This window comes from Kushneria avicenniae (assembly GCF_900112585.1).
Classification (GTDB): domain Bacteria; phylum Pseudomonadota; class Gammaproteobacteria; order Pseudomonadales; family Halomonadaceae; genus Kushneria; species Kushneria avicenniae.
Genome location: NZ_FOLY01000002.1, coordinates 282,353 through 303,741 on the forward strand (window position 1 = coordinate 282,353; position 21,389 = coordinate 303,741).

Below are 21,389 nucleotides of genomic sequence, written 5' to 3' on the forward strand. Positions count from 1 at the left end.
GGGCCTGGTCGCGTTAGGCTTGTGAGGTAACGATGACAGGCGAGGGCGCTCGATGAACGAACAGCCGGATGACGAACGACCGCTGGCCATGACGCGCGAGGTGCTTGAAGCGGATCGTCTGCGCGCCCACTACGAGCAGCACCACCCGCAGGAGGCGCTGCTGTCCAACGATACCTTTCGTGACTCGATCAATGACATGCTTGCCCATCGCCCGCCCTGTGCCGAACAGGTCGACGGCGTTTATCTGTTTGCCTACGGCTCGCTGGTGTGGAATCCGTGCATCGAAATCGAGGAGCGCCGGCGCGTACGCCTTGAGGGCTATCATCGCGATTTCTGTCTGAATCTGGAACACGGTCGTGGCACGCCCGAGTGCCCCGGGTTGATGCTGGCACTGGTGCCCGGCGGTGACAGTGAGGGCATGGCGCTGCGTATCGGGGAGCAGCATCTGGCGCACGAGCTGCTGCTGGTCTGGCGTCGCGAGATGCTGACGGGTGCCTATATGCCGCGCTGGGTGACGCTGGCCACCGAGAAGGGGGAGCTGCCCGGGATTGCCTTCATTGCCAATCCTGATCACCCGCGCTATCTGCCCGGGCTTTCGGATGCCGACATCGTGGGCCGGTTGGCCAGCGCCACCGGGGTGCTTGGGAGCTGTCTTGAGTATCTCGACAACACGGTCGCCGGGCTGGCGGATCTGGGCATCGAAGACGCCTATCTGGGGCGCATTCAGCGCGCCGTGCATGCCTGTCACCGAACGACACGCACTCGTTAGCATCGGTGCATATTTATCGCAGATCGAGCGATTTCCTGCTGTACTTGCCAGTCATGGCCATGGATTCCTGACCCCGGAGCGTGAATGAAAAAGCCGCAGACCCTGTTTTTCAAGGATGATGGCCATATCCCCAACAGCCGTTATCCCGTACTGCTGTATCGCGACATGGCCGCTGAAGATGGCCGGTCGCTGGTGGAAACGCTCGAAGCGTTGTTCGAGCACAACGACTGGCCGGTGCAGTGGCGCGGCGGCGTGTTCGACTATCACCACTTTCACAGCACGGCCCATGAGGTACTGGGCGTATATGACGGTGCCGCCACACTGCGTCTGGGCGGCGAGCAGGGTGAGGATATCGAGGTCAGTGCCGGGGATGTGATCGTGCTGCCGGCCGGCACCGGCCACTGTCGCATCAGCGCCAGCAACGATTTTGCCCTGACGGCGGGCTATCCGCGCGGGCATGGCGACTGGGACATCTGCCGTCACGGTGACTATACGCCGGACGTTCAGCGTCATATTGCCTCCCTGCCGCGGCCGGCGCTCGACCCGGTGGCCGGTGAGGCCGGCGGCGTGGTCAGCGACTGGACCTGACCCCACAACCGCGCGCTGCCGCAGCGGAGCGCATTCGTTTACTCCAGGAGGATATGTCGTTGACGAACGAGCATCGCCAACGCGCCAGCGCGGAAGATCGGGAAACGCAGGACAGCAGTGCCATCGTGTTTGAAGGGGTGACCAAACGCTATGGCGATGGGACGGTGGCGGTCGAGTCGCTTGATCTGACCCTGCCGGCCGGGGAGCTGACCGTGCTGGTCGGACCGTCCGGCTGTGGCAAGACCACCACACTTCGCATGATCAATCGACTGGAGACCCTGAGCGCCGGGCGTCTTTTGATCGGTGAGCGGGACGTGATGTCGGTGGATGCCACTCGGCTGCGCCGTCAGATCGGCTATGTCATGCAGCATTCGGGCCTTTTTCCCCACAAGACAATTGCCGACAACATTGCCGTCGTGCCGCGGCTTCTGGGCTGGGACAAAAAGCGCCTCCGCGAGCGGGTGGCAGAGCTTGTCGAGATGGTCGGCCTCGATGAGGCGCTTGCCGCGCGCTATCCGCATCAGTTGTCCGGCGGTCAGCAGCAGCGCGTGGGACTGGCGCGGGCACTGGCCGCCGACCCGCCGATTCTTTTGATGGATGAGCCCTTTGCCGCGGTCGACCCCATTGTGCGCGCCCGTTTGCAGACCGAATTTCTCGATCTGCAGCGCCGGGTTCAGAAGACCATCGTGATGGTGACCCACGATATCGACGAGGCGATGAAGCTCGGCGATCGCGTGGCGATTTTTGCCCAGGGGGGCAGGCTGGCCCGGTTTGATACGCCCGCCCGGATTCTGTCGACACCGGCCAGCGACTTCGTGGTGGATTTCATCGGCGCCGATCGTGAACTGCGCCGTCTGGCACTGGAGCGCCTCGACAGTCTGGAGCTGGACGCCGGGTTGACGGCGCCGCGCGACGAGATCGTGGCGCGGGCGCGCAGCTATCTGCAGCAGGCTGGCAGCAGCGGTATCGTAGTACTCGATGAGCATCGCGCGCCGCTGGGCTGGCTGGACTGGGACACCCTCAAGCAGGCCGATGACCGCGCGCGTATCGATTCATTGGCCCTGAAACCCTGGCGCCATCGTCTTTATCTGCACGACAATTTGCGCAGCGCGCTCAACGCGCTGATCAGCGCACCGGGCGAGGTCATGCCGGTGCTCAACGCCCAGGGGCGCTATGTGGGCGTGATCGATCAGCTGCAGCTGACAGGGCGGTTGACATGAACTGGGGCTGGGTCGCGTCCAACACGCATCAGATCACGGCGGCGCTGTTGCAGCACGTGCAGCTGGTCGGTCTGTCGCTGCTGTTCGGCTTTCTGATCGCCTTTCCGCTGGCTCTGCTGGCGGTGCGCTGGCCACGGCTTTACGGCCCGTCGCTGGCCGTCACGGGGGTGATGTTTACCATCCCGTCGCTGGCGCTGTTTATCCTGTTGATGCCCTTTACAGGGCTTTCAATGGCGACCTCGCTGATCGGGCTGACGCTTTATACGCTCCTGATCCTGTTTCGTAATATCGTTCAGGGGCTGCGCGGCGTATCGCCCAGCGTACGCGAGGCGGCGCGGGCGCTGGGCTATACCCGGGCCCGGCGTCTATTTGCCGTGGAACTGCCGATCGCGCTGCCGGTCATCGTCGCCGGTATTCGTATCGCGGCGGTGACCATTATCGGCATGGTGACGGTGACTGCGCTGATCGGGCAGGGTGGCCTGGGCCAGCTCTTCATCACCGGCTTTACCCTGAGCTTTACCACGCCGCTGATCGTCGGCTTCGTTCTGTCAGTGGCGCTGGCGGTGGCGGTGGATCTGGCGCTGGTGGCTGTCCTTTACTGGCTGACGCCCTGGCAGCGGGGGATACGCTGATGAACAGCGATTTCATGAGCCTGATGGCGGGGGTGATTCACTTTTTCTCCCAGCCGATGAACTGGCAGGGCCCGGGCAGCATTCCGGCTCACATCATCGAGCATGTCACCTATGTGCTGATCTCGACGCTGATCGGCGCGGCGATCGCGCTGCCCGTCGGTATCGGGCTGGGGCATAGCGGGCGTGGCGGCCTGATGGCGATCAATATCTCCAATATCGGGCGCGCCATTCCTTCCTTCGGGGTGATTATTCTGGTCTTTCTGCTGGTCGGTTACGGCGTGATCCCGGTGATCGTGGCGCTGGTCGCGCTGGCGATTCCCCCGATGGTGACCAACAGCTATGTGGGCATGCGTGAGGTGGACCCGACCGTACGTCAGGCCGCCGTGGCGCTGGGGATGACCGGCTGGCAGCGGCTGTGGCAGGTGGAGCTGCCGATCGCTCTGCCGCTGATCATGGCCGGCGTTCGCACCTCGGCGGTGCAGGTCATGTCGACGGCCACGCTTGCCGCCTATGTGGGGCTGGGCGGTCTGGGACGCTATCTGATCGATGGCCTTGCCGTGCGTGATCTGGCTCAGGTACTGGTCGGTGCGATTCTGGTGGCGGTGCTGGCCGTGGTCACCGAACTCCTGTTTGCAGGACTGCAGAAGCTGATCACGGCCAGGGGATTGCAATAGCCCAATAACGGCAATGGCAGGATGCACGCGGCGCCGGTCTGGGCCAGAATCGAAAGACTCACAATGGACACAAGGGAATGAACGTCATGACCAAAGGGATCGGGACCATGTCGATGGGGCGTGGCTGGAAAATGGGGCTCGGGGCGCTGGCGCTGGCGGCGCTGGCCGGCTGTTCCGGCGGCGATGATAACAGCACCGAGCAGGACACCGCTCAAGACAACGGCAATAATCAGGCGAGTCTCACCATCGGGTCGACCAACTTCCCCGAGCAGCTGATTCTGGCCAACATCTACGCTGATGTACTCAGAAACGATGGGGTCAACGTGACCACGCGGCTCAATCTGGGCTCGCGCGAGGTGGTCTTCCCGGCGCTCACCAACGGCGAGATCGATCTGCTGCCGGAGTATTCCGGGGCGCTGATGACCTATCTCGACCAGGACGAGGCCCACGCTGACGCCCGCAGCAACGATGACGTCATGTCGGCCCTGCGTGAAGTACTGCCCGAAGGCATCGAGGCGCTGGACGCCTCGCCGGCCGAGGATCGCGATGCGCTGGTCGTCACGCGGGAGACGGCTGACAGATACAACCTCAAGACCTTCTCTGATCTGGCGCCGGTCTCCGATGAGCTGACCCTGGGCGGACCGCCGGAGACGCAAACGCGTGACGTCGGCATTCCGGGGCTCAAGCGGGTCTACAACATCGAGTTTGCCAACTTCCGCTCACTGGATGCCGGCGGCCCGCTGACCCGGGGGGCGCTGGCCAATGGCGATATCGATGTGGCGCGGATGTTCTCCTCGCAGGGCGCGATTGCCGAAAACGACTGGGTCGCGCTCAGGGATGACAAGGATCTGGAGCCGGCCCAGAACATCGTCCCCGTGGGTCGCAGCGAGGCATTGACCGATGAGATACGCGAGTCTCTCAATCATGTTTCAGAAGCCTTGACCACGGAAGAACTGCAGGACATGAACCATCGCGTCGAGATTGACAAGGCCGACCCGGCGCAGGTGGCCGGGCAGTGGGTCGATGAGCATATGGACAGTGAGCAGCAGAGCGCCAATTAAGCATCGACCTTTCTCGATGCCTTGCTGACAACGCCGCCCTTCGAGGCGGCGTTGTCGTATCTGCAGGACAGAGGGCTGCACCGTCATCACCCGAAAAAAGACCAGGTTGCACCACGGACAAGGAAAAAAACACATTGCGGCGGACGCCGGGACAGAAAAAAGCAGATCGCAGGGGCTGCCATGCTGAAGATCAGATGACAGCAGTGCTGCGGTGCTGATGTCACTGCTTCTTTCATGACGCATCCACGACGCCCAGGGGTTCAGGAGGTGACATGCAGCTCAACGATCCGCGTCTTTTCCGCCAGCTCGCCTACATCAACGGACAATGGACGGCCGGCGGCCGCAATCAGGACGAGCCCGTACTGGACCCGGCCAACGGCGAAATTATCGGGCACTGCGCGCTGCTGGACGCCGAACAGATCGCCGGCGCCGTCACTGCCGCCGAAGACGCCTTTATCAGCTGGCGAGCGCTGTCGGTAGAGGCGCGCGGCACTCGACTGACCCGGTGGTATCAGCTCCTGCATGAGCACCGTGAGGATCTGGCCCATCTGATGACGCTGGAGCAGGGCAAACCGCTGCGCGATGCTCGCGGCGAAGTGGACTATGGCGCGAGCTTCATCCAGTGGTTTGCCGAGGAGGCCCGCCGCGCCTATGGCATGACGATCCCGAGTCATATCCCCAACGCCATGCTGGGCACGCTCAAGGAGCCGGTCGGGGTCTCGGCGATGTTCACACCCTGGAACTTCCCGCTGGCGATGATCACCCGCAAGGCAGGGGCGGCGCTGGCAGCGGGCTGTCCGGTGATTGTCAAACCGGCCAACGAGACCCCGTTCACGGCGCTGGCCCTGGCAGAACTTGCCGAGCGCGCTGACATTCCACCGGGTGTCTTTAACGTGGTCACCGGGGAGCCGGCGACCGTCTCCGAGGTGCTGTGTACCGATAGCCGGGTGCGCTCGATCTCGTTCACCGGTTCCACCCGCGTGGGCAAACTGTTGATGCGTCAGAGCGCCGGTAGCGTCAAGCGCATGTCGCTGGAGCTGGGCGGCAATGCGCCCTTTATTGTCTGTGAGGATGTCGATGTGGACGAGGCTGCCCGCGAGGCGGTGGCGGCGAAATTCCAGACCGCCGGGCAGGACTGTCTGGCGGCCAATCGCATCTTCGTGCATCGGCGCATTTACGACCGCTTTCTGGAACGTTTTGCCGTGCACATGAAGGCGCTACGGGTCGGCAGCGGCATGATGGAGGTCGATATCGGCCCGCTGATTCACCGTCGCGCCGTCGAGGCGGCTCAGGCCCTTGTCGAGGACGCGCTCGACAAGGGCGCGCGGCTGGTAGCCGGTAACCAGTCGATGGCGCCGGGGGCCAACTTCTTCATACCCACGCTGCTGGCCGACATCACTTCCGAAATGCGTGTCTTTCGTGAGGAGACCTTCTCGCCGGTGGCGGGCGTGTGCGCTTTCGACGATGACGAGGCGGTCGTGGCGGCGGCCAATGATACCGAGTACGGGCTGGCGGCCTATGTCTACAGCAACGACGTCAAACGCATCTGGAAGATGATGCGCGGACTCGAGTACGGCATGGTCAGCGTCAATACGCTGAAAATGACCGGTGCTCCGATTCCCTTTGGTGGGATCAAGCAGTCGGGGCTGGGCCGCGAAGGTGGCGCTCAGGGGCTGGAGGAGTATCTGGACACCAAATACTTCTGCTTGGGCAACATGCCGGGCCCGTCAGGAAGCTGAGCCGATGCCGCTTGACCGGGGCGCCTTGAAGCGCTCCGACACAGGCGCCAGGGTAGAACGGTTTTAGAGCAAGACACTCTGGCGCACCTGCCTTCACCGATCGAGCCTCCCATGATCTGCGAGCCTGTCACCCTGCATGATATCTATCTCGCCCGTGCCCGGATCGCGGGTCAAGCGATGAGGACGCCGCTGGTGAAGTCTGTCTCGCTCTCAGAGCGTTTCGAGGCCGAGGTCTATCTCAAGCTCGAGACCCTGCAGCCCAGCGGCGCCTTCAAGCTGCGGGGAGCGCTCAACGCCATCGCTGCGCTGGATGAGGCCACGCTGTCGCGTGGTGTGACCACGGCTTCGACCGGCAATCATGGTCGGGCGGTCGCCTGGGCGGCCTCCCGGCTGGAGACGCGCGCCATCATCTGCGTCTCCGGCCTGGTGCCGGCCAACAAGATCGCCGCCATCGAGGTGCTGGGTGCCGAGGTTCGAACGGTCGGGCGCAGTCAGGATGACGCCTTTGTCGAGGCGCGGCGGCTGGTCGCGGAGGAGGGAATGACGCTGATCGAGCCCTTCGATGATCCGTTGACCGCGGCCGGGCAGGGCACCATCGGTCTGGAGCTGATGGAAGATGTCCCTGAACTGGACCGGGTGCTGATGGGGCTTTCCGGCGGTGGCCTGCTGGGCGGTATCGGTCGCGCCGTGCGCGCCATCAACCCGCAGGTGCGCGTCACCGGCGTGAGCATGACAGAAGGCGCGGCGATGATCGAAAGCCTGGCGGCCGGTCATCCGGTGATGGTCGAGGAGGTCGAGACGCTGGCGGATTCGCTGGGCGGCGGCATCGGGCTTGAAAATCGCTGTACCTGGTCGCTGGTTCGAGAGGTGATGAGCGATCACTGTCAGGTCAGCGAGCGCGCCATCGCTGCCGCCATGGTGCACTTTCTGGACGTCGAGAAGATGCTGGTGGAAGGGGCGGCAGTCGTCGGGCTGGCGGCGCTCGAAGAGCATGCCATCGATATTCGCGGCGAGAAGGTCGCGCTGATCGTGTCGGGGAACGGCGTAGACATGGCCACCTGGCAACGGGCAAAAGCCATGATCGATACCAGCACCATTACGCAGGAGACCGGGAGCGAACATGGAGCTTTATAACCGCACGCAGATTCAGGAGGTCGTTGAGCTCGACCAGGCAGCGCTTGAGGCCGTGGAAGCCGGTTTCCGCGCGCTGGGGCAGGGCCGGGTAGTACAGCCGCCGATTCTCTCCATGGCGATCGAGGAGTCCAACGGCGAGGTCGACGTCAAGACCGCTCATATTCGCGGCAATGAGCGCTTTGCCATCAAGGTCAGCCCCGGCTTTTTTGATAACCCTTTGATCGGCCTGCCGAGTCTCAACGGACTGATGATCGTTTTCTCGGCAAAAACTGGTCTGGTCGAGGCCGTGCTTTTTGACGAGGGCTATCTCACCGACATCCGTACGGCGCTGGCCGGTGCCATTGCCGCGAAGCATCTCGCGCGCAAGGACAGCCGGCGCGCGGCCGTCATCGGCGCCGGGGTTCAGGCCGAGCTGCAGGTGGCCGCGCTCAAACTGGTCCGTGATATCGATACCGTCGATGTCTGGGCGCGCGACACCGACCGTGCCGAGGCGTATGCCGCACGCATGCGCGCGCGCTTTGAAGGGCTCACCGTCAACGTGCACGGTGACATTGAAAGCGCCTGTCGTGAGGCGGATGTCATCATCACCACCACGCCGTCGAAGTCGCCGCTGCTCAAGGCCGAACACCTGTCCAACGGCGTACATGTCACCGCGATGGGCTCTGACAGCCCGGAAAAGCGCGAACTGGACGTGTCGGTGATGACGCGCGCCGACGCCTTCGTGGTCGATACCCGCGCACAGAGCGAGACCAACGGCGAGCTCAAAGTCTGGGCCGGTAATACGGTGCCCTTTGAGGCACACGAGATGGGTCAGGTCATCGCTGCCGGGTCGTCACCGCGCATCGGGCGTGATCAGATCACGGTGTGTGATCTGACCGGCACCGGCGTACAGGACACGGCGATTGCCGGGTTTGCGCTGAAAAGGCTGACGGCGTAGCGCACAGCGCGTTCGGAAGCGGTCCGTCAGCGTCAGGCGAGCGCTTTGTTGACTGGCGCACCCGGCCGCGCCTTGCCAGGGTGTCATGACTGTTTCATCCGTCAGGAGAACTCATGCGCATTCTGTTTACGGGCGGTAGCGGCAAGGCCGGCCGCCACGCGACCGCCTATCTTCGCGACCAGGGGCATCAGGTCACCAATCTGGATTGGGCGCCATGCAATGTGCCCGGCATCGCCACTCTGACCACCGACCTGACCGATGCAGGCCAGGTCTTTAACGCCTGCCGGGCCTACGCCAGCCTTGATGAGCTGGAGCCGGGCACTGGCGTGCCGCACTACGATGCCATCGTTCACTTTGCGGCTATCCCGGCCATCCTGCACCGGCCGGATAACGAGACGTATCGTATTAACACGCTGGGCACCTACAACGTGCTGGATGCCGCCACCATACTGGGCATCCCCAAGGTCATTTTTGCCTCCAGCGAAACCACCTACGGCATCTGTTTTGCCGATGGCGAGGTCAAGCCGGACTATTTGCCGGTGGATGAAGCGCATCCCACCGTGCCGCAGGACAGCTATGCCATGAGCAAGGTGGTCAACGAGGTCACCGCGCGCTCCTTTCAGGCGCGCTCCGGCATCGATATCTATGGCCTTCGCATCAATAACGTGATCGAACCTCACGAGTATCGCGAGCTGTTTCCGGCGTTCATGGAGAATCCCGCTCTTCGTCGGCGCAACATCTTTGCCTACATCGATGCGCGTGACCTGGGCCGAATGGTCGACTGCTGCCTGCAGACGAGCGGTCTGGGTTATGAAGTGTTCAACATGGCCAATGATGATCTATCGGTAAGTCTGACCAGCGCCGAGGTGATCGAACGCTTCTACCCGGAAGTGCCCCTCAAGCGAGAGATGGGCGAGTTCGAAACCTTTTACAGCAATGAAAAGGCGCGCCGACTGGTCGGTTTCGTGCCGCAGCACTCCTGGCGGAATGAGCTGGATCAGTAGCTCCGGCATGGTAAATGGGGCCGTACCACAGGGATGCTGTGAGCCCGGCTTCCGAGCTAACGAAACAGGGAGGGCGCGCGATGGCGTCCTCCCTGTTTTTCTGCCGGCTTGAACGCTTTGCTTTCCGATCACCGAGCGGCGGTCAGTGGTGCTGACTGACCTTATTTCCGTCTTGAGCTGCCCGGGACTGGTGCCACGCCCGGGCCGGTCACCTCGCCGATCTTGTGCCACTGACGGCCATCACGCTCAAGTAGCTCGCTCGCGCTCTGGGGGCCTTCAGAGCCGGCCTCGTAGCCTTCGACGCTGTTATCCTCGGCCCAGGCATCGAGGAAGGGCTGTACGGCGCGCCAGCTGTTCTCGATCGTATCCACACGCTGAAACAGCATCTGATCGCCGGTCAGACAGTCATAGATCAGGGTCTCGTAGCCGGTCGCCGCCGGCAGATCGAAGAAGTCCTTGTAGGCGAAGCCCATCTTGACGGTATCCATTTCAAGCTCCGGTCCCGGGCGCTTGGCCTGGAAGTCGAACCACATGCCCTCGTTGGGTTGAAGCTGAATGATCAGCCAGTTGGAGTTCATTTGCGCCACATCGGTACCGCGAAACTGAGCATAGGGGGCGGGTTTGAAGCAGATGGCGATCTCGGTATCACGCGCGCTCAGGCGTTTGCCGGTGCGCAGATAGAAGGGCACGTTCACCCAGCGCCAGTTGTCGACCATCATCTTCATGGCGACATAGGTTTCGGTGTTGCTGTCCTCGGCGACATCGGGCTCGTCGCGATAACCGGGCACATCGCTGTCATTGACGTGGCCGGCGCGGTACTGGCCTCGCACCGAGTTATGGTGCACTTCTTCCCGCGGCCAGGGGCGCAGGGCACCCAGCACCTTGGCCTTTTCGCTGCGCAGCGCGTCAGCGCCAAAGGCGGCCGGCGGTTCGATCGCGACCATGGCGAGCAGCTGGAACAGGTGGTTGGGCACCATGTCCCGCATGGCGCCGCTCTTTTCGTAGAACTTGCCGCGGGTCTCGACGCCTACGGTTTCGGCAGCCGTGATCTGGATATGGTCGATGTAGTGATTGTTCCAGAAGGGCTCGAACAGCACATTGGCAAAGCGGGCGACCAGAATGTTCTGCACGGTCTCCTTGCCCAGAAAGTGATCGATCCGGTAGATCTGCTCTTCCTTCATGACTTCCAGCAGCTGCGCGTTGAGCGCTTTCGCCGATTCCAGATCGTGGCCGAAGGGCTTTTCCACCACCAGGCGGCGATAGCGGTTATCGCCTTCCTTCATCAGATCGGCCTTGCCAAGTCCGGTGGCAATGTCGCCGAAAAAGCGCGGCGCGGTGGCGCAGTAAAACAGGGCGTTATCGCTGTCGGCCTGCTCGAGATGGCTTCTGATCTGTTCAAAAACGTCCGATTGGGTGAAATCGCCCTGCAGATAGTGAATGCGCTGGGCAAAATCCTGCCAGTGGTCTTCATCGAGTTCATGACCGCCGCCTTCGGCGTGCTTGTCGGCGGCCTTGTCGGCGATAAAATCCTTCAGGTGCGTGCGAAAGCCGTCATCGTCGTGCTCGGCAATATCGACCCCGACGATGGTCATGCCGCGGTCCAGCAGGCCGTCGCGGTCCAGGTTATAAAGCGAGGGGACCAGCAAGCGCTTCACCAGATCGCCACTGGCACCGAAGATGAACATGGTGGTGTTATCGGCCGGAGGGGCATTTTTGGGCTGCTGACTGTCGGTCTGGGTCATGAACTCGCCTCATGCATTGCGTACGTATGGACGGGGCGGCGCGGTGCGCCCTTTTATAAAGCGTAATGCAAATGCGAGGTTATGCCTCATCGATCAATCGCCTGAAGGGTCAGGTGTCGCGATCGGCGGGATCCCTGGCGCTTTGAGAGTGTTCGGGAGGCGACGCATCGTCACCGTTCATGCGATCCAGTCGGGTGCGCAACTCGCGGACTTCCTCGGTCAGTTCACATATCTGGTGATAGAGCGCCCGGGTCATGTCACGCTGGGCGCGTGCCTCGCGGGACTCACGCTCGCTGTCATCGGCAATGAAGATCGAGCTGATGTAGGCAGCAAAGCTGCCGAATAGCCCCACGCCGCCAATCATCAGCAAAACGGCGACCACACGGCCCAGGGTGGTGATCGGATAGTAGTCGCCGTAGCCCACGGTCGTGACGGTGACGATCGCCCACCACAGCGCGTCCTCGGCGGTTTCGATCGGGCTTTGCGGGTTGGGGCTTTCCACCATCAGCATGGTGATGGCGCCAAAGGCCACCAGCAGCACGGTGGCAGTAGCGGCCGAGGCGAATACACCCTCGGCGCGGTTGCGAAACAGAAGGCGCCAGATCATCTCCATCGATTTGACCGCTCGCAGCACTCTGAGCACCTGCACCACCCGAAACATGCGCGCGCCCTGAAACAGGCCGGCCGGAATGCACGCCAGCAGATCGATCCAGCCCCAGCGCATATAGGCCAGTTTGCTCTCGGCGCGCACGAAGCGCTGGCAAAAATCGATGAAAAAGAAGAAGCAGACGATGTAGTCCATGTACTGGAGCAGGCGGGCAAGCTCGGGAGGCAGCCTGAACAGCAGACTGGCCGCCATGGCAGCGATCACATAGATCGACAGGACAAGAATGAACAGCTGAAAGGGGGTGACGCGCTCTTTCATCGAGGATTTCCGTCACGGCTGATCGGGATAATGGCCTCCCGCGGCGCTGCCAGCGCCGTGGGAGGCCGTCAGACAGGGTCTGGTTCAGCGAGAGAGGCCGGTGGTCTCTTCAAGCCCCAGATGAATGTTCATGTTCTGAACGGCGGCGCCGGCGGCGCCCTTGCCCAGGTTATCCATGCGCGAGACGAGCGCCAGTCTTTCGTCGTTGCCGAACACGCACAGATCGACGCGATTGGTGCCGTTGCAGGCTGTCACGTCAAAGAAACCATTGTCGAGTGCCTCGCTGTCCTGCGCGGCCATGACGTTGACGAAGGAAGCGTCGTCATAGTGGGCCTGCCAGGCTCGGGTAATGCTCTCGACAGTCGTGCCTTCGGGCAGATGCGAGCGCTGAAGCGGAATGTTGACCGACAATCCTTTCAGGAAATGGCCCACGATCGGGGTAAATACCGGCGAGCGCTCGAGACCGCCGTGAATGCGCATCTCCGGAAGGTGCTTGTGGACAAGCGTCAGAGCGTAGGGGCGCGGGGCATCCAGAGAGCCATCCGTTGCGGCCTCGAACTCGGCAATCATCTTCTTGCCGCCGCCGCTGTAGCCGGTCAGCGAAAAGGCCGAGAAGGGATAGTCCGGCGGCAGCAATCCGGCATCAATCAGCGGGCGCACCAGCATGATGAAGGCGCTGGCATGACAGCCCACGTTGGCGATGCGCTTGCTTTCGCGGATGCGCTCGCGCTGGCCCGGCGTCATTTCCGGCAGGCCATAGGTCCAGTCGGGGTCGGTACGAAATGCGGTGCTGGCATCGATCAGGCAGGTGTCCGGATTGTCCACCAGCGAGGCAGCTTCCCGCGAGGCCTCATCCGGCAGACAGAGAAAGACGACATCGGCCTGATTGATCAGGCGTGCGCGCTCGTCACGCTCCTTGCGGCGATCGCTTGCGATGCGCAGCACTTCGATATCGTCGCGCGTCTGCAGATAGTCAAAGATTCTCAGGCCGGTCGTGCCTTCCTGACCATCCACAAATACCCTGAACGTCATGGTCTACCTCGCGCAAGTGATGATATGCAGTCGTTGATTCATGACATTGTACGCCTTCAGCACACATGTGCACCCGACGTTGCGCTGGTCCTGTCCCGGGGGATTGATGATGTGATCAACATCTCCACAAGACAGGCGACGACACCGCATGGCATGACCCCCTGAACTGGTATTGACCTGCTGAAACAAAAAGCGCCTGTTGAAACATCGCCGTGACTTATGGTGAGTCTTTTGGAATCGCATTCATTCGAGGATGACGGGCATGTCGCTGCCAAAAGAAGGGTAACCATGTCATTTCAGTGACCTGGTGAGACAACAAAACGGCCGATCGCTGGTCTACAAGGACTGGTTTATAACATTGGTGACCGGGTCGTCGGTGCCTTTAAACCGGCAAATCCGTATTCAACGACTTGAAAGGCGCATCCTTGAAGGTATGGCAGTGTCAGAGGTTACACAAAGAGGTTGCACAACGAATGACCATCAAAACGACATTATTGACCCGTCACCCGCCGGGCAAGAGTTGCCCGGCGCATGATTAACCGGAAAAAGTGCTTTCAAAGTGCCTGTTTTCCCATTTTTTTGACTGATCAGGACGCTTTGTCTCATCACTCCTTCGCTTTATCCCGTACTCGATAGCTCCATACCTTTGTATCGGCATCACTCATGTCGCTTGTGCCATTTGCACTCTTTGCGCTGCGTTTTTGCGCCAGAAATGATTAATGCATCGATCAGACAGGAAGCAGATGGAGGGGATGTTCATAATGTCACCATGAGTAATGCTTACGTAACCAAAGGTAGTCATCAAGAGATGAGTCATTGTCTGCCGCCCCCTGACGACAGCCTGTCCATCGAAGCGCTCGACAAGCTGAATATTGCCGCACTGGTCTACCGGTGTGATGAACACATTACGCTTGAAGGTGCCAATCATTCGGCCAGAAGGCTCTTGAGCCATTTCGCACCGCTTGAAGGTGGCGAAGAGCCCTGGCAGTGGTGTTCCGGACAGGAGAGTGGCCATCCTGCCCGCTACTGGTGCTGTGGTGATGAAGCCTCCGATCGTGAGCAGACCCCCCGTGTGCGCTGGCTTCGCTTTAACGAGGGCGGGCGGCGCATGGCGCTTGCCCTGACCGGCTGTCGGCTTGACGGCGATGGCACATCGAATCGGGTCATGATGGTGCTGCAGGATTGTACCCGTCAGATTATTCAGCACGAAGAGCTCAAGCGCAGCCAGGAGTGCATCTCCAGCATTATCAACGCTACGCCCATGGGCATCTGCGTTCTGACCGAGGATGGCCGCTTTGAAATGGTCAACCCGGCCTACTGCCGCTTTCATGGCTATGAAGAGCACGAGCTGGTCGGGCGGCCCTTCTCGATGGTCGTGCCCTACAGCAGTCATCAGTATCTGCGACGCCAGCATCAGGGGGCGCTTGGCAGCCGCCACGGCCATGTCCAGCAATTTGGCGAATGCGAGCTGGTATCGCGCAGCGGCGAGCGACACACGGTCATTGTCGAGAGCGTGCGCATTGAAGGTGAGGACGGTCGTCCGCGCGACGTGATCTTTCTGGTCGATATCAGCGAACGCAAGAAGCTCGAAATGGCGCTGGAAGAGAAGAACGTGCGCCTTGAGTATCTCGCCACCCATGATGAGCTGACCGGCATTCGCAATCGTCGCTTCGGCGTCAGCAGTCTTGAAGCCGCGCTCGAACAGGCCGAGCGTCAGGGCCTGGACATCAGCGTGGCCCTGCTCGACATCGATCACTTCAAGCGGGTCAACGACGATCATGGCCATACCGTCGGCGATCGTGTGCTTCAGCAGTTTGCCGAGGTGCTGTCACGTCAGCTGCGCGTCAGCGATATTCTGGTGCGCTGGGGTGGAGAGGAGTTTCTGCTGATTCTGCCGGGGATTGATATGGATGGCGCTCGTCAGGCGCTTGAGCGGCTGCGCCACTCCCTGTCACTGGAGTATCTGAGCCCGCGTGGCCTGCAGGTGACCTTCTCGGCAGGCATCATCAATGCGCGCGGCATGAACAGTAACGCCCTGTTGGAGAGCGTGGATCAGAAGCTCTATCAGGCCAAGGGGCGAGGGCGCGATCGGATTGTCTTCTGAAGACCGGGACAGTTGGGCGGGACTCGACTACGTTTGCCTATAGCCATACAGGGACAGGACCTGATCACGTTCAGGGTCGTTAACGGTAAACGGGGGCGCGTCATGAAAAGGGCTTTTTCCGGCAGCATCATGCTGGCAGCAGCAGGTCTGGCACTGGGAGGCTGCAGTCAGCAGCCGGAAGTGTCGTCGGCACCACAGGTCATGTCCGTGGCCCAGAGCTGGGAGGGCGTGCTGCCCTGTGCGGACTGCGAAGGCATCGACACCCGACTGACGCTGGTCTCTTCCGGCATGACGGGCTTTGGCTCGACCTACACGCTTCAACAGCGCTATCTGGGCAGCGGCAATGAACAGGACGTGCAGACACGCACGGGGGACTGGGTGGTGGCACGCGGCAATCAGGTCGACCCGCAGGCCAGAATCTATCGACTCGATCCGGAAAGCGATGACAGCTGCATGAGTTTTCAGGTCATCGGCGAGGATCGTCTAAGGCAGCTGAACTGCAACGGCCAGCCCATCAACACCACGCAGAACATTGAACTGCGTCGTGTGGCCGAGCCGATGCAGCCCGCCTCGGGGTCGGCGGCGCAGTCCATGCCCTATCGTCAGTAACCAGTACAGCGTCAAGGCGTGCTTTTCGGTAAAAAAATGCTTACTACTTAGCAAGTCGAGCGGATATATCTCCCAGAAGCTGCTCCCATTGCTCGACAATGGGAGCCTGCTCGAAACGTGTCACGCTGCGAAGACCGCTTTCTGACATGGCCTCACGTGTACTTTTGGAACGCATCAGCTCCTCTAATGCCTGCGCCAGGGCGTCAACATTGCTGTTTTCTACCAGAAAGCCGTTTTGGCCATGTTCGATGATTTCATCCGGGCCGGTATCACAATCAAAGGAAATGCAGGGCAGGCCATGAGCCTGGGCCTCTATAAGCACCATCCCAAAGCCTTCGAAGCGTGAGCTGAAACAAAATATCGAAGCATTCCTGTAGTAACTGGCAACATCCTTTGTGGCTGGCGGCATCTCGACACTGTCTTCTACACCAAGTGTTCGTGATAATTGTTCCATTGCTGGCTTGGTATCTCCATTGCCAACAATTTTTAGAGTCCAGCCTTCCTGTATGAGGTCTTTCGGTAACCTTGACCATGCTTCCAGCAAAAGATCATAGCCCTTTTGCGAGTCAAACCGGCCTACATTTAAAACAACCTTGCTGTCAGCATTATAATTGACATCGGGGACATTGAATGGGAGAGGGTTATAGATGGTTGTCACATGACCCTTGACTCTGGATCCCTGAAGCCAGTATTGACGGTCGCGCTCAGTCAACACGACGATGCTATCCACCATTTCAGCCAGTTTCTGACGGATCTTTCTTTTTTTGCTGCCGGCAGGGTCTACATTGAAATTGATATGCTCCCAATGCATCTTGTAGATACTTTTTCCCTTGAGAGCGATGGCTGCCATGAGCCCAAGCACATGTTCGGTGTCAATAATCAGGTCGTAATCATGACGCTCAAAAAAATATCTGATTTTTACTATTGAACTTGCAAAACGCCAGGACCGCTTTATAGATAGCGGTATTAGCCCGTTTCTTGAAATTCTGTCCTTGAAAAGCTGATAAAGTTGAACACCTGGATCAAGTTCATAAGCGGGTTCCAGGCCTCTCGAAAGACTAAGAATATCGATATCGTGTCCCCGGGAAGCCAATGCGTTAACAATGCTGCTAATGACGCGTTCCGCCCCTGTTTGATAAGAAAAATCATTAGCAAATACGCAGATCTTCATCCTATGCCCCATGATCGATCGATGTTAGTGTGATAATCGTAACAATATGTGATCAAAACGCTATGCATAAGTGATCTTTAACGTAAAGAATGGCTAATTTTTCAATTGGTGACCGGGTTGACAAAAAGAAAAAGTAAATCTTGCACCTTCATGATAAGCCGATTCGCATGCACTTTTGATGCAGATCAATGCTATTGCCGACTGAATAAATTTTAATTTATCGTCACCGATATCGGTGCAACGCGTACTATCCAGCTGTTCTAAAAGTTCTCGTATATAAAGAAAAGCTGCAGCTTTGATTGATCGAGGTGATTTGCAAAATCTGGAACAGTATATGATTTATTTATTTATTTATTTGGCTGGCTATATGGATGAAACTGGGAATTCAGTGTTGAGTATTGGCTTTCGCCATGCCAATGGTAGGAGCTTTGAATTAATTGTCTTAAAAAATTAAGCGCTTTTTTGACTTGTATGGCGGAAAGATACTATCGATGTTTGACTACGATAATATTAAGTGCAGATCAGCGGTTAATAATATCAGCTGTTCTGAAAGCAAAAAAACCGGCCACTGAGGCCGGTTTTTTTACATCTGGCGGAGAGGGAGGGATTCGAACCCTCGGTGGGCGCGAACCCACTCCGGTTTTCGAGACCGGCGCCTTCGACCACTCGACCACCTCTCCGAAGGCCGCATATGGTACTGATCTCGTAGCGCCTTGTCCATGCCCGGGTGGCGAGATACAGGTCTGGCCAGCAGGGCCCTGACGCCAGTGGCTCAGATTTCGTCGAAATCATCGAAGCCACCGGCATCACCGCCATAGAACGAGTCATTATCGTCGAAACCGCCCTGATCAACTCCGCCGGTATTTTCCTGCGGTGAATAATCGGTTTGTTCGAAGCCGCCTTGGCCGTCACCACTATCTCCCGGCGCCTGGGTGTCCATTGACTCGCCATGATCCGTGCCGGCTGGATCTTCAATGACATCGACGATCTCTTCGCTGTTGTGATGGCCGAACATGCCCATCAGCATGTTGCCCAGCATCACCCCGCCGGCCACGCCCGCGGCCGTCTGCAGGGCGCCGCCCAGAAAGCCACCGCCGCCTCGCATGGCATTGCCGGGCGCGCTGGAGGCCGGGCCATTGGTCTGCCAGTTCTGACCCGGGCCGCTGCTGCCTGGTCGCCCTGATACACCGGGTGTCTGGCGACGCTCGGCGGCGGGCTCATCGCGCTGGTCGGCGCCGAAGATACCGGCCAGAAAGCCGCCGCTGCTGCGTTTTTCGCTTTTCTGCCTTTCGAGCGCTTCGACCCTGGCGTTGAGCCGTTTGATGGCTGCTTCCTGAATCAGAATGGTCTGCGCCATATAGTAGGGCGCGCCGGGCTGCTCGCTGACATGGGTATCGATACGCCGCTGGGCCTGTGCGTCGCGCTCGCCGGTCTGCGCCTCGGCCTCTTTCAGGCGGGAAAAAAGATCGTCGATCATTTCCTGTTCACTGCGTGCCATGGTGGCGCTCCCTGTGTGATGCATGAGATCAATGACTGCTTTGACCCCCGTCCGGGGCGAAGGTGCCCGGTTCAGGTTCGATCGAGCGTGCGTACCAGCGCTGGCAGGTCCTTCATGTGCAGCAGCTCATGAGCGCGTGCGGGCGTCTGTTCATCTTCGGGGAAGTGATTGATGTGCGCCACGTGCATGCCGGCCTCCAGTGCCGCCGTCACCCCAACGGGGGCGTCATCAATCACCAGACACTCTTCGGGCGAGGCCCCCATGGCGTGGGCGGCATGCAAAAAGAGACCGGGGTCCGGCTTGAAGTGGCCGACTTCATAGGCCGAGAAGAGATGATCACCGAAAAAGCGTCCGAGGCCGGAGACCTCCATGGACTGGCGAATCTTGTTGAGCGGGCCGTTGGAGGCCACGCAGCAGAGATATTCCGGCTGCAGCACTTCAAGGGAGGCCTCGATGCCCTCGATCACCAGCAGATTGTCCTTGAGACCGGCCATCAGGCGGGCTCGCATGCGCGCTTCGGTGTCCTTTTTCACCGTTTCGTCAACGGTGCCATGGCGCCGTTCGAGTTCCGCCACGATATGGGCATAGACCACGCCGCGAAATTCGTTCATATAATCATGGGCCTCGAAGGGTAGACCAGCCTCGGGCAGGGACTGCGCCAGCACCTCGGCGAGCAGCGGCTCGCTGTCGACCAGCGTGCCGTCGCAGTCGAAAATCAGACATTTGATACGTGCCATGGGGGCTCCTGAACCTGTGCTCTCGGGAATGTCGTGACGTTTGAAGGTATCGCTTGCAAAGTGTCGGTGTGGCTTGAGTCCTGACAGCTTCGGGTGCATCGTCGCAAAACACAATGCCGGAAAGGGAGAACCCTCTTGTCATCAACCATCGCGCTCATGGGCGAATGCATGATCGAAATGCATGGCCGGCCGGGACAGTCGGTCCATCAGACCTTCGGCGGCGACAGCTTCAATACGGCGGCCTATCTGGCGCGTCTGGCGGGCGATACCCTGGATGTGCAATACGTCACGGCGCTGGGCAGTGACGGTTTCAGCCAGGCCATGCGCGAGCGCTTTGCCCGGGAGGGCGTGGGCACCGACAATGTCAGGACTCTGGAGGCGCGTCTGCCGGGGCTTTACTTCATCGAAACCGATGAGGCCGGAGAGCGGCGCTTTCACTACTGGCGAAGCGAGGCCGCAGCACGGTTCATGCTCGATGGTGAGAAGGGCGCACAGCTGATCCAGCGCCTGGCGCACTGCGACACGCTCTATTTAAGCGGCATCAGTCTGGCCATTCTGACCGAGGAAGGACGCGAGCGGTTGCTGGCGGGGCTGCTCGGACTACGTGAGCAGGGCGTCAGGATCGTCTTTGACAACAACTATCGCCCCGGGCTCTGGCAGGATGTCGAATCGGCCCGGCAGGCACATCAGGCACTGCTGGCGCAGGTGGATCTGGCCATCGTCACCTTTGAAGATGATCAGGCCCTGTTCGGTCTTGAAACGCCCGAGGCGCTCTTTGCATTTTACCGCGACCAGGGCGTGAGCGAAATCGTGATCAAGCGTGGTGCCGAGAGCTGCCTGATCGAGCATGACGGGGTGCGTCACGAGGTCGACGGAGAGCGTGTCGAGAAGGTGGTGGATACCACTGCAGCGGGGGATTCCTTTAGCGCCGGCTATCTGGCCTGTCGCCTGACCGGTGGCGATGTCGAGCAGGCCGCGCGGTGGGGCCACCGGCTGGCAGCTACCGTGATCGGCCATCGCGGTGCGATCATTGATGCCGAGTACATGCCTGACATGCCCTGACGTCTTCAAGAAGGCATGTCAAAACGGTATGGGCGTGACATGAAAACGGGAGCGCTCCGATGGAGCGCTCCCGCAGTCGTTCCTGCGTCTGCCGGCAATGTGGCCGTTTCGGCAGGTTCGAGCCTCAGGCGCCTTCCTGCATGTGGGCCTCGATGAACCACAGGTTGCTGTCGAGCGTTCGTGAGACGCCGGTCAGCAGGTCGGAGGAATCGGCATCGCCAAGCTCGTCGGTGTCATCAATGGACTTGCGTACCGTGGCACCCACCCCGGCATAGTGATCTGCCAGCGCTTTGAGGTGATCCTCGATGCGATGAATGTCGGCTGGATAGGTCTCAAGGCTGGTGTTCTGAGAGACCTGCTGTACCGTACCCAGTGCCGTGCCGCCCAGCTGGACCAGACGTTCGGCGACCTCATCAACGTGGGCATCAATGCCGCTTCTGAAGCCGTCAAGCATTTCGTGGACGGCGATAAACTGCGGTCCCTTGAGGTTCCAGTGCGCCTGCTTGATCACCAGCGCCAGATCGATCAGTTCGGCCAGCCTTGCGTTCATGACGGCCACAACCTTCGCACGCTCTCCTTCAGGGAGATCGTTGCGCGTTGGGTAAAGCCTGGTGGCGGTTTTCTGATTGGCTTCCTTGATGTTGCGTGTAGTGGCACCGCTCATGAGTCACATCCTTTTGTTCAGACCGGTTAAACACAGCCCGCGCCTGCGGGCAGCCTGGCATATCGCCATGACCTGCCAGGCTTCCTT

At 60.1% G+C, this 21,389-nt stretch carries 20 protein-coding genes and 1 tRNA gene; 13 read left to right on the top strand and 8 right to left on the bottom strand.

Going from position 1 to position 21,389, the window contains the following annotated elements:
* Positions 1 to 52 precede the first annotated feature (52 nt).
* The 10 genes from BM079_RS04595 (at position 53) to BM079_RS04640 (ending at position 9,758) form a co-directional block, all read left to right on the top strand.
* Complete coding sequence (locus BM079_RS04595) at positions 53 to 769, top strand: gamma-glutamylcyclotransferase (RefSeq protein ID WP_090131269.1); 717 nt, start codon at positions 53 to 55, stop codon at positions 767 to 769.
* An 84-nt stretch (positions 770 to 853) separates the two neighbouring features.
* Positions 854 to 1,357: a cupin domain-containing protein gene (locus BM079_RS04600; RefSeq protein WP_090131271.1), complete on the top strand. Its 504-nt coding sequence runs from the start codon at positions 854 to 856 to the stop codon at positions 1,355 to 1,357.
* A gap of 59 nt (positions 1,358 to 1,416) precedes the next feature.
* Positions 1,417 to 2,577, top strand: a complete 1,161-nt coding sequence (locus tag BM079_RS04605; protein WP_245742822.1) for an ATP-binding cassette domain-containing protein — start codon at positions 1,417 to 1,419, stop codon at positions 2,575 to 2,577.
* The gene (locus tag BM079_RS04610; protein WP_090131275.1) at positions 2,574 to 3,209 is read left to right on the top strand and encodes an ABC transporter permease; all 636 of its coding nucleotides are present in this window, start codon (positions 2,574 to 2,576) and stop codon (positions 3,207 to 3,209) included. The genes BM079_RS04605 and BM079_RS04610 overlap by 4 nt, the downstream gene beginning before the upstream one ends.
* The gene (locus BM079_RS04615) at positions 3,209 to 3,883 is read left to right on the top strand and encodes an ABC transporter permease (protein WP_217639641.1); all 675 of its coding nucleotides are present in this window, start codon (positions 3,209 to 3,211) and stop codon (positions 3,881 to 3,883) included. The genes BM079_RS04610 and BM079_RS04615 overlap by 1 nt, the downstream gene beginning before the upstream one ends.
* Positions 3,884 to 3,969: 86 nt before the next feature.
* On the top strand, positions 3,970 to 4,944 hold the full coding sequence (locus tag BM079_RS04620; protein ID WP_090131985.1) for an ABC transporter substrate-binding protein: 975 nt from the start codon (positions 3,970 to 3,972) through the stop codon (positions 4,942 to 4,944).
* 272 nt (positions 4,945 to 5,216) lie between these two features.
* Complete coding sequence (locus BM079_RS04625; RefSeq protein ID WP_090131277.1) at positions 5,217 to 6,683, top strand: NAD-dependent succinate-semialdehyde dehydrogenase; 1,467 nt, start codon at positions 5,217 to 5,219, stop codon at positions 6,681 to 6,683.
* A 111-nt stretch (positions 6,684 to 6,794) separates the two neighbouring features.
* On the top strand, positions 6,795 to 7,817 hold the full coding sequence (gene eutB / locus BM079_RS04630) for a hydroxyectoine utilization dehydratase EutB (protein WP_090131279.1): 1,023 nt from the start codon (positions 6,795 to 6,797) through the stop codon (positions 7,815 to 7,817).
* Positions 7,804 to 8,754: a cyclodeaminase gene (locus BM079_RS04635; protein ID WP_090131281.1), complete on the top strand. Its 951-nt coding sequence runs from the start codon at positions 7,804 to 7,806 to the stop codon at positions 8,752 to 8,754. The genes eutB and BM079_RS04635 overlap by 14 nt, the downstream gene beginning before the upstream one ends.
* A 113-nt stretch (positions 8,755 to 8,867) precedes the next feature.
* Complete coding sequence (locus BM079_RS04640) at positions 8,868 to 9,758, top strand: NAD-dependent epimerase/dehydratase family protein (RefSeq protein WP_090131283.1); 891 nt, start codon at positions 8,868 to 8,870, stop codon at positions 9,756 to 9,758.
* Positions 9,759 to 9,919: 161 nt separating this feature from the next.
* Here the strand turns inward: BM079_RS04640 and zwf are convergent, their stop codons facing one another.
* The 3 genes from zwf to argC form a co-directional block, all read right to left on the bottom strand.
* Positions 9,920 to 11,500 (bottom strand): glucose-6-phosphate dehydrogenase, encoded by a 1,581-nt coding sequence (gene zwf / locus BM079_RS04645; protein WP_090131285.1) that lies wholly within the window; start codon positions 11,498 to 11,500, stop codon positions 9,920 to 9,922.
* Positions 11,501 to 11,609: 109 nt separating this feature from the next.
* Positions 11,610 to 12,425, bottom strand: coding sequence for an ion transporter (locus BM079_RS04650; protein ID WP_090131287.1), 816 nt, complete (start codon positions 12,423 to 12,425; stop codon positions 11,610 to 11,612).
* A gap of 84 nt (positions 12,426 to 12,509) precedes the next feature.
* Positions 12,510 to 13,457 carry an N-acetyl-gamma-glutamyl-phosphate reductase gene (argC, locus tag BM079_RS04655; protein WP_090131289.1) on the bottom strand — a complete coding sequence of 316 codons (948 nt, stop codon included), beginning with the start codon at positions 13,455 to 13,457 and terminating at the stop codon, positions 12,510 to 12,512.
* Between the two features lie 808 nt (positions 13,458 to 14,265).
* On the opposite strand from argC, the gene BM079_RS04660 reads away from it, so the two are divergent.
* Both BM079_RS04660 and BM079_RS04665 read left to right on the top strand, forming a co-directional pair.
* Positions 14,266 to 15,561: a sensor domain-containing diguanylate cyclase gene (locus BM079_RS04660; protein ID WP_175489598.1), complete on the top strand. Its 1,296-nt coding sequence runs from the start codon at positions 14,266 to 14,268 to the stop codon at positions 15,559 to 15,561.
* A gap of 102 nt (positions 15,562 to 15,663) precedes the next feature.
* Complete coding sequence (locus BM079_RS04665; protein ID WP_090131293.1) at positions 15,664 to 16,170, top strand: copper resistance protein NlpE; 507 nt, start codon at positions 15,664 to 15,666, stop codon at positions 16,168 to 16,170.
* A 43-nt stretch (positions 16,171 to 16,213) separates the two neighbouring features.
* On the opposite strand, the gene BM079_RS04670 is transcribed toward BM079_RS04665, so the two are convergent.
* The 4 genes from BM079_RS04670 to BM079_RS04685 all read right to left on the bottom strand — a co-directional run bounded on the left by BM079_RS04670 (position 16,214) and on the right by BM079_RS04685 (position 19,576).
* Positions 16,214 to 17,341, bottom strand: coding sequence for a glycosyltransferase family 4 protein (locus tag BM079_RS04670; protein WP_175489599.1), 1,128 nt, complete (start codon positions 17,339 to 17,341; stop codon positions 16,214 to 16,216).
* Between the two features lie 590 nt (positions 17,342 to 17,931).
* Positions 17,932 to 18,021: transfer RNA gene (locus BM079_RS04675), tRNA-Ser, on the bottom strand.
* 92 nt (positions 18,022 to 18,113) lie between these two features.
* A complete protein-coding gene (locus tag BM079_RS04680) occupies positions 18,114 to 18,839 on the bottom strand; it encodes a DUF2076 domain-containing protein (protein ID WP_090131296.1) in 726 nt (241 codons plus the stop codon).
* Between the two features lie 71 nt (positions 18,840 to 18,910).
* On the bottom strand, positions 18,911 to 19,576 hold the full coding sequence (locus tag BM079_RS04685) for an HAD family hydrolase (RefSeq protein WP_090131297.1): 666 nt from the start codon (positions 19,574 to 19,576) through the stop codon (positions 18,911 to 18,913).
* 135 nt (positions 19,577 to 19,711) lie between these two features.
* Here BM079_RS04685 and kdgK point away from each other — a divergent pair, with 135 nt between their 5' ends.
* Positions 19,712 to 20,638, top strand: a complete 927-nt coding sequence (kdgK, locus tag BM079_RS04690) for a 2-dehydro-3-deoxygluconokinase (RefSeq protein WP_175489600.1) — start codon at positions 19,712 to 19,714, stop codon at positions 20,636 to 20,638.
* A gap of 124 nt (positions 20,639 to 20,762) precedes the next feature.
* On the opposite strand, the gene dps is transcribed toward kdgK, so the two are convergent.
* Complete coding sequence (dps, locus tag BM079_RS04695; RefSeq protein WP_090131300.1) at positions 20,763 to 21,302, bottom strand: DNA starvation/stationary phase protection protein Dps; 540 nt, start codon at positions 21,300 to 21,302, stop codon at positions 20,763 to 20,765.
* Positions 21,303 to 21,389: the final 87 nt, after the last annotated feature.

Bases quoted from the DNA above. Each gene is read 5' to 3' on its own strand.
- BM079_RS04595 (WP_090131269.1), top strand. From the start codon at position 53: ATGAACGAACAGCCGGATGACGAACGACCGCTGGCCATGACGCGCGAG.
- BM079_RS04600 (WP_090131271.1), top strand. From the start codon at position 854: ATGAAAAAGCCGCAGACCCTGTTTTTCAAGGATGATGGCCATATCCCC.
- BM079_RS04610 (WP_090131275.1), top strand. From the start codon at position 2,574: ATGAACTGGGGCTGGGTCGCGTCCAACACGCATCAGATCACGGCGGCG.
- BM079_RS04615 (WP_217639641.1), top strand. From the start codon at position 3,209: ATGAACAGCGATTTCATGAGCCTGATGGCGGGGGTGATTCACTTTTTC.
- BM079_RS04620 (WP_090131985.1), top strand. From the start codon at position 3,970: ATGACCAAAGGGATCGGGACCATGTCGATGGGGCGTGGCTGGAAAATG.
- BM079_RS04625 (WP_090131277.1), top strand. From the start codon at position 5,217: ATGCAGCTCAACGATCCGCGTCTTTTCCGCCAGCTCGCCTACATCAAC.
- eutB (WP_090131279.1), top strand. From the start codon at position 6,795: ATGATCTGCGAGCCTGTCACCCTGCATGATATCTATCTCGCCCGTGCC.
- BM079_RS04635 (WP_090131281.1), top strand. From the start codon at position 7,804: ATGGAGCTTTATAACCGCACGCAGATTCAGGAGGTCGTTGAGCTCGAC.
- BM079_RS04640 (WP_090131283.1), top strand. From the start codon at position 8,868: ATGCGCATTCTGTTTACGGGCGGTAGCGGCAAGGCCGGCCGCCACGCG.
- zwf (WP_090131285.1), bottom strand. From the start codon at position 11,500: ATGACCCAGACCGACAGTCAGCAGCCCAAAAATGCCCCTCCGGCCGAT.
- BM079_RS04650 (WP_090131287.1), bottom strand. From the start codon at position 12,425: ATGAAAGAGCGCGTCACCCCCTTTCAGCTGTTCATTCTTGTCCTGTCG.
- argC (WP_090131289.1), bottom strand. From the start codon at position 13,457: ATGACGTTCAGGGTATTTGTGGATGGTCAGGAAGGCACGACCGGCCTG.
- BM079_RS04660 (WP_175489598.1), top strand. From the start codon at position 14,266: ATGAGTCATTGTCTGCCGCCCCCTGACGACAGCCTGTCCATCGAAGCG.
- BM079_RS04665 (WP_090131293.1), top strand. From the start codon at position 15,664: ATGAAAAGGGCTTTTTCCGGCAGCATCATGCTGGCAGCAGCAGGTCTG.
- BM079_RS04670 (WP_175489599.1), bottom strand. From the start codon at position 17,341: ATGAAGATCTGCGTATTTGCTAATGATTTTTCTTATCAAACAGGGGCG.
- BM079_RS04680 (WP_090131296.1), bottom strand. From the start codon at position 18,839: ATGGCACGCAGTGAACAGGAAATGATCGACGATCTTTTTTCCCGCCTG.
- BM079_RS04685 (WP_090131297.1), bottom strand. From the start codon at position 19,576: ATGGCACGTATCAAATGTCTGATTTTCGACTGCGACGGCACGCTGGTC.
- dps (WP_090131300.1), bottom strand. From the start codon at position 21,302: ATGAGCGGTGCCACTACACGCAACATCAAGGAAGCCAATCAGAAAACC.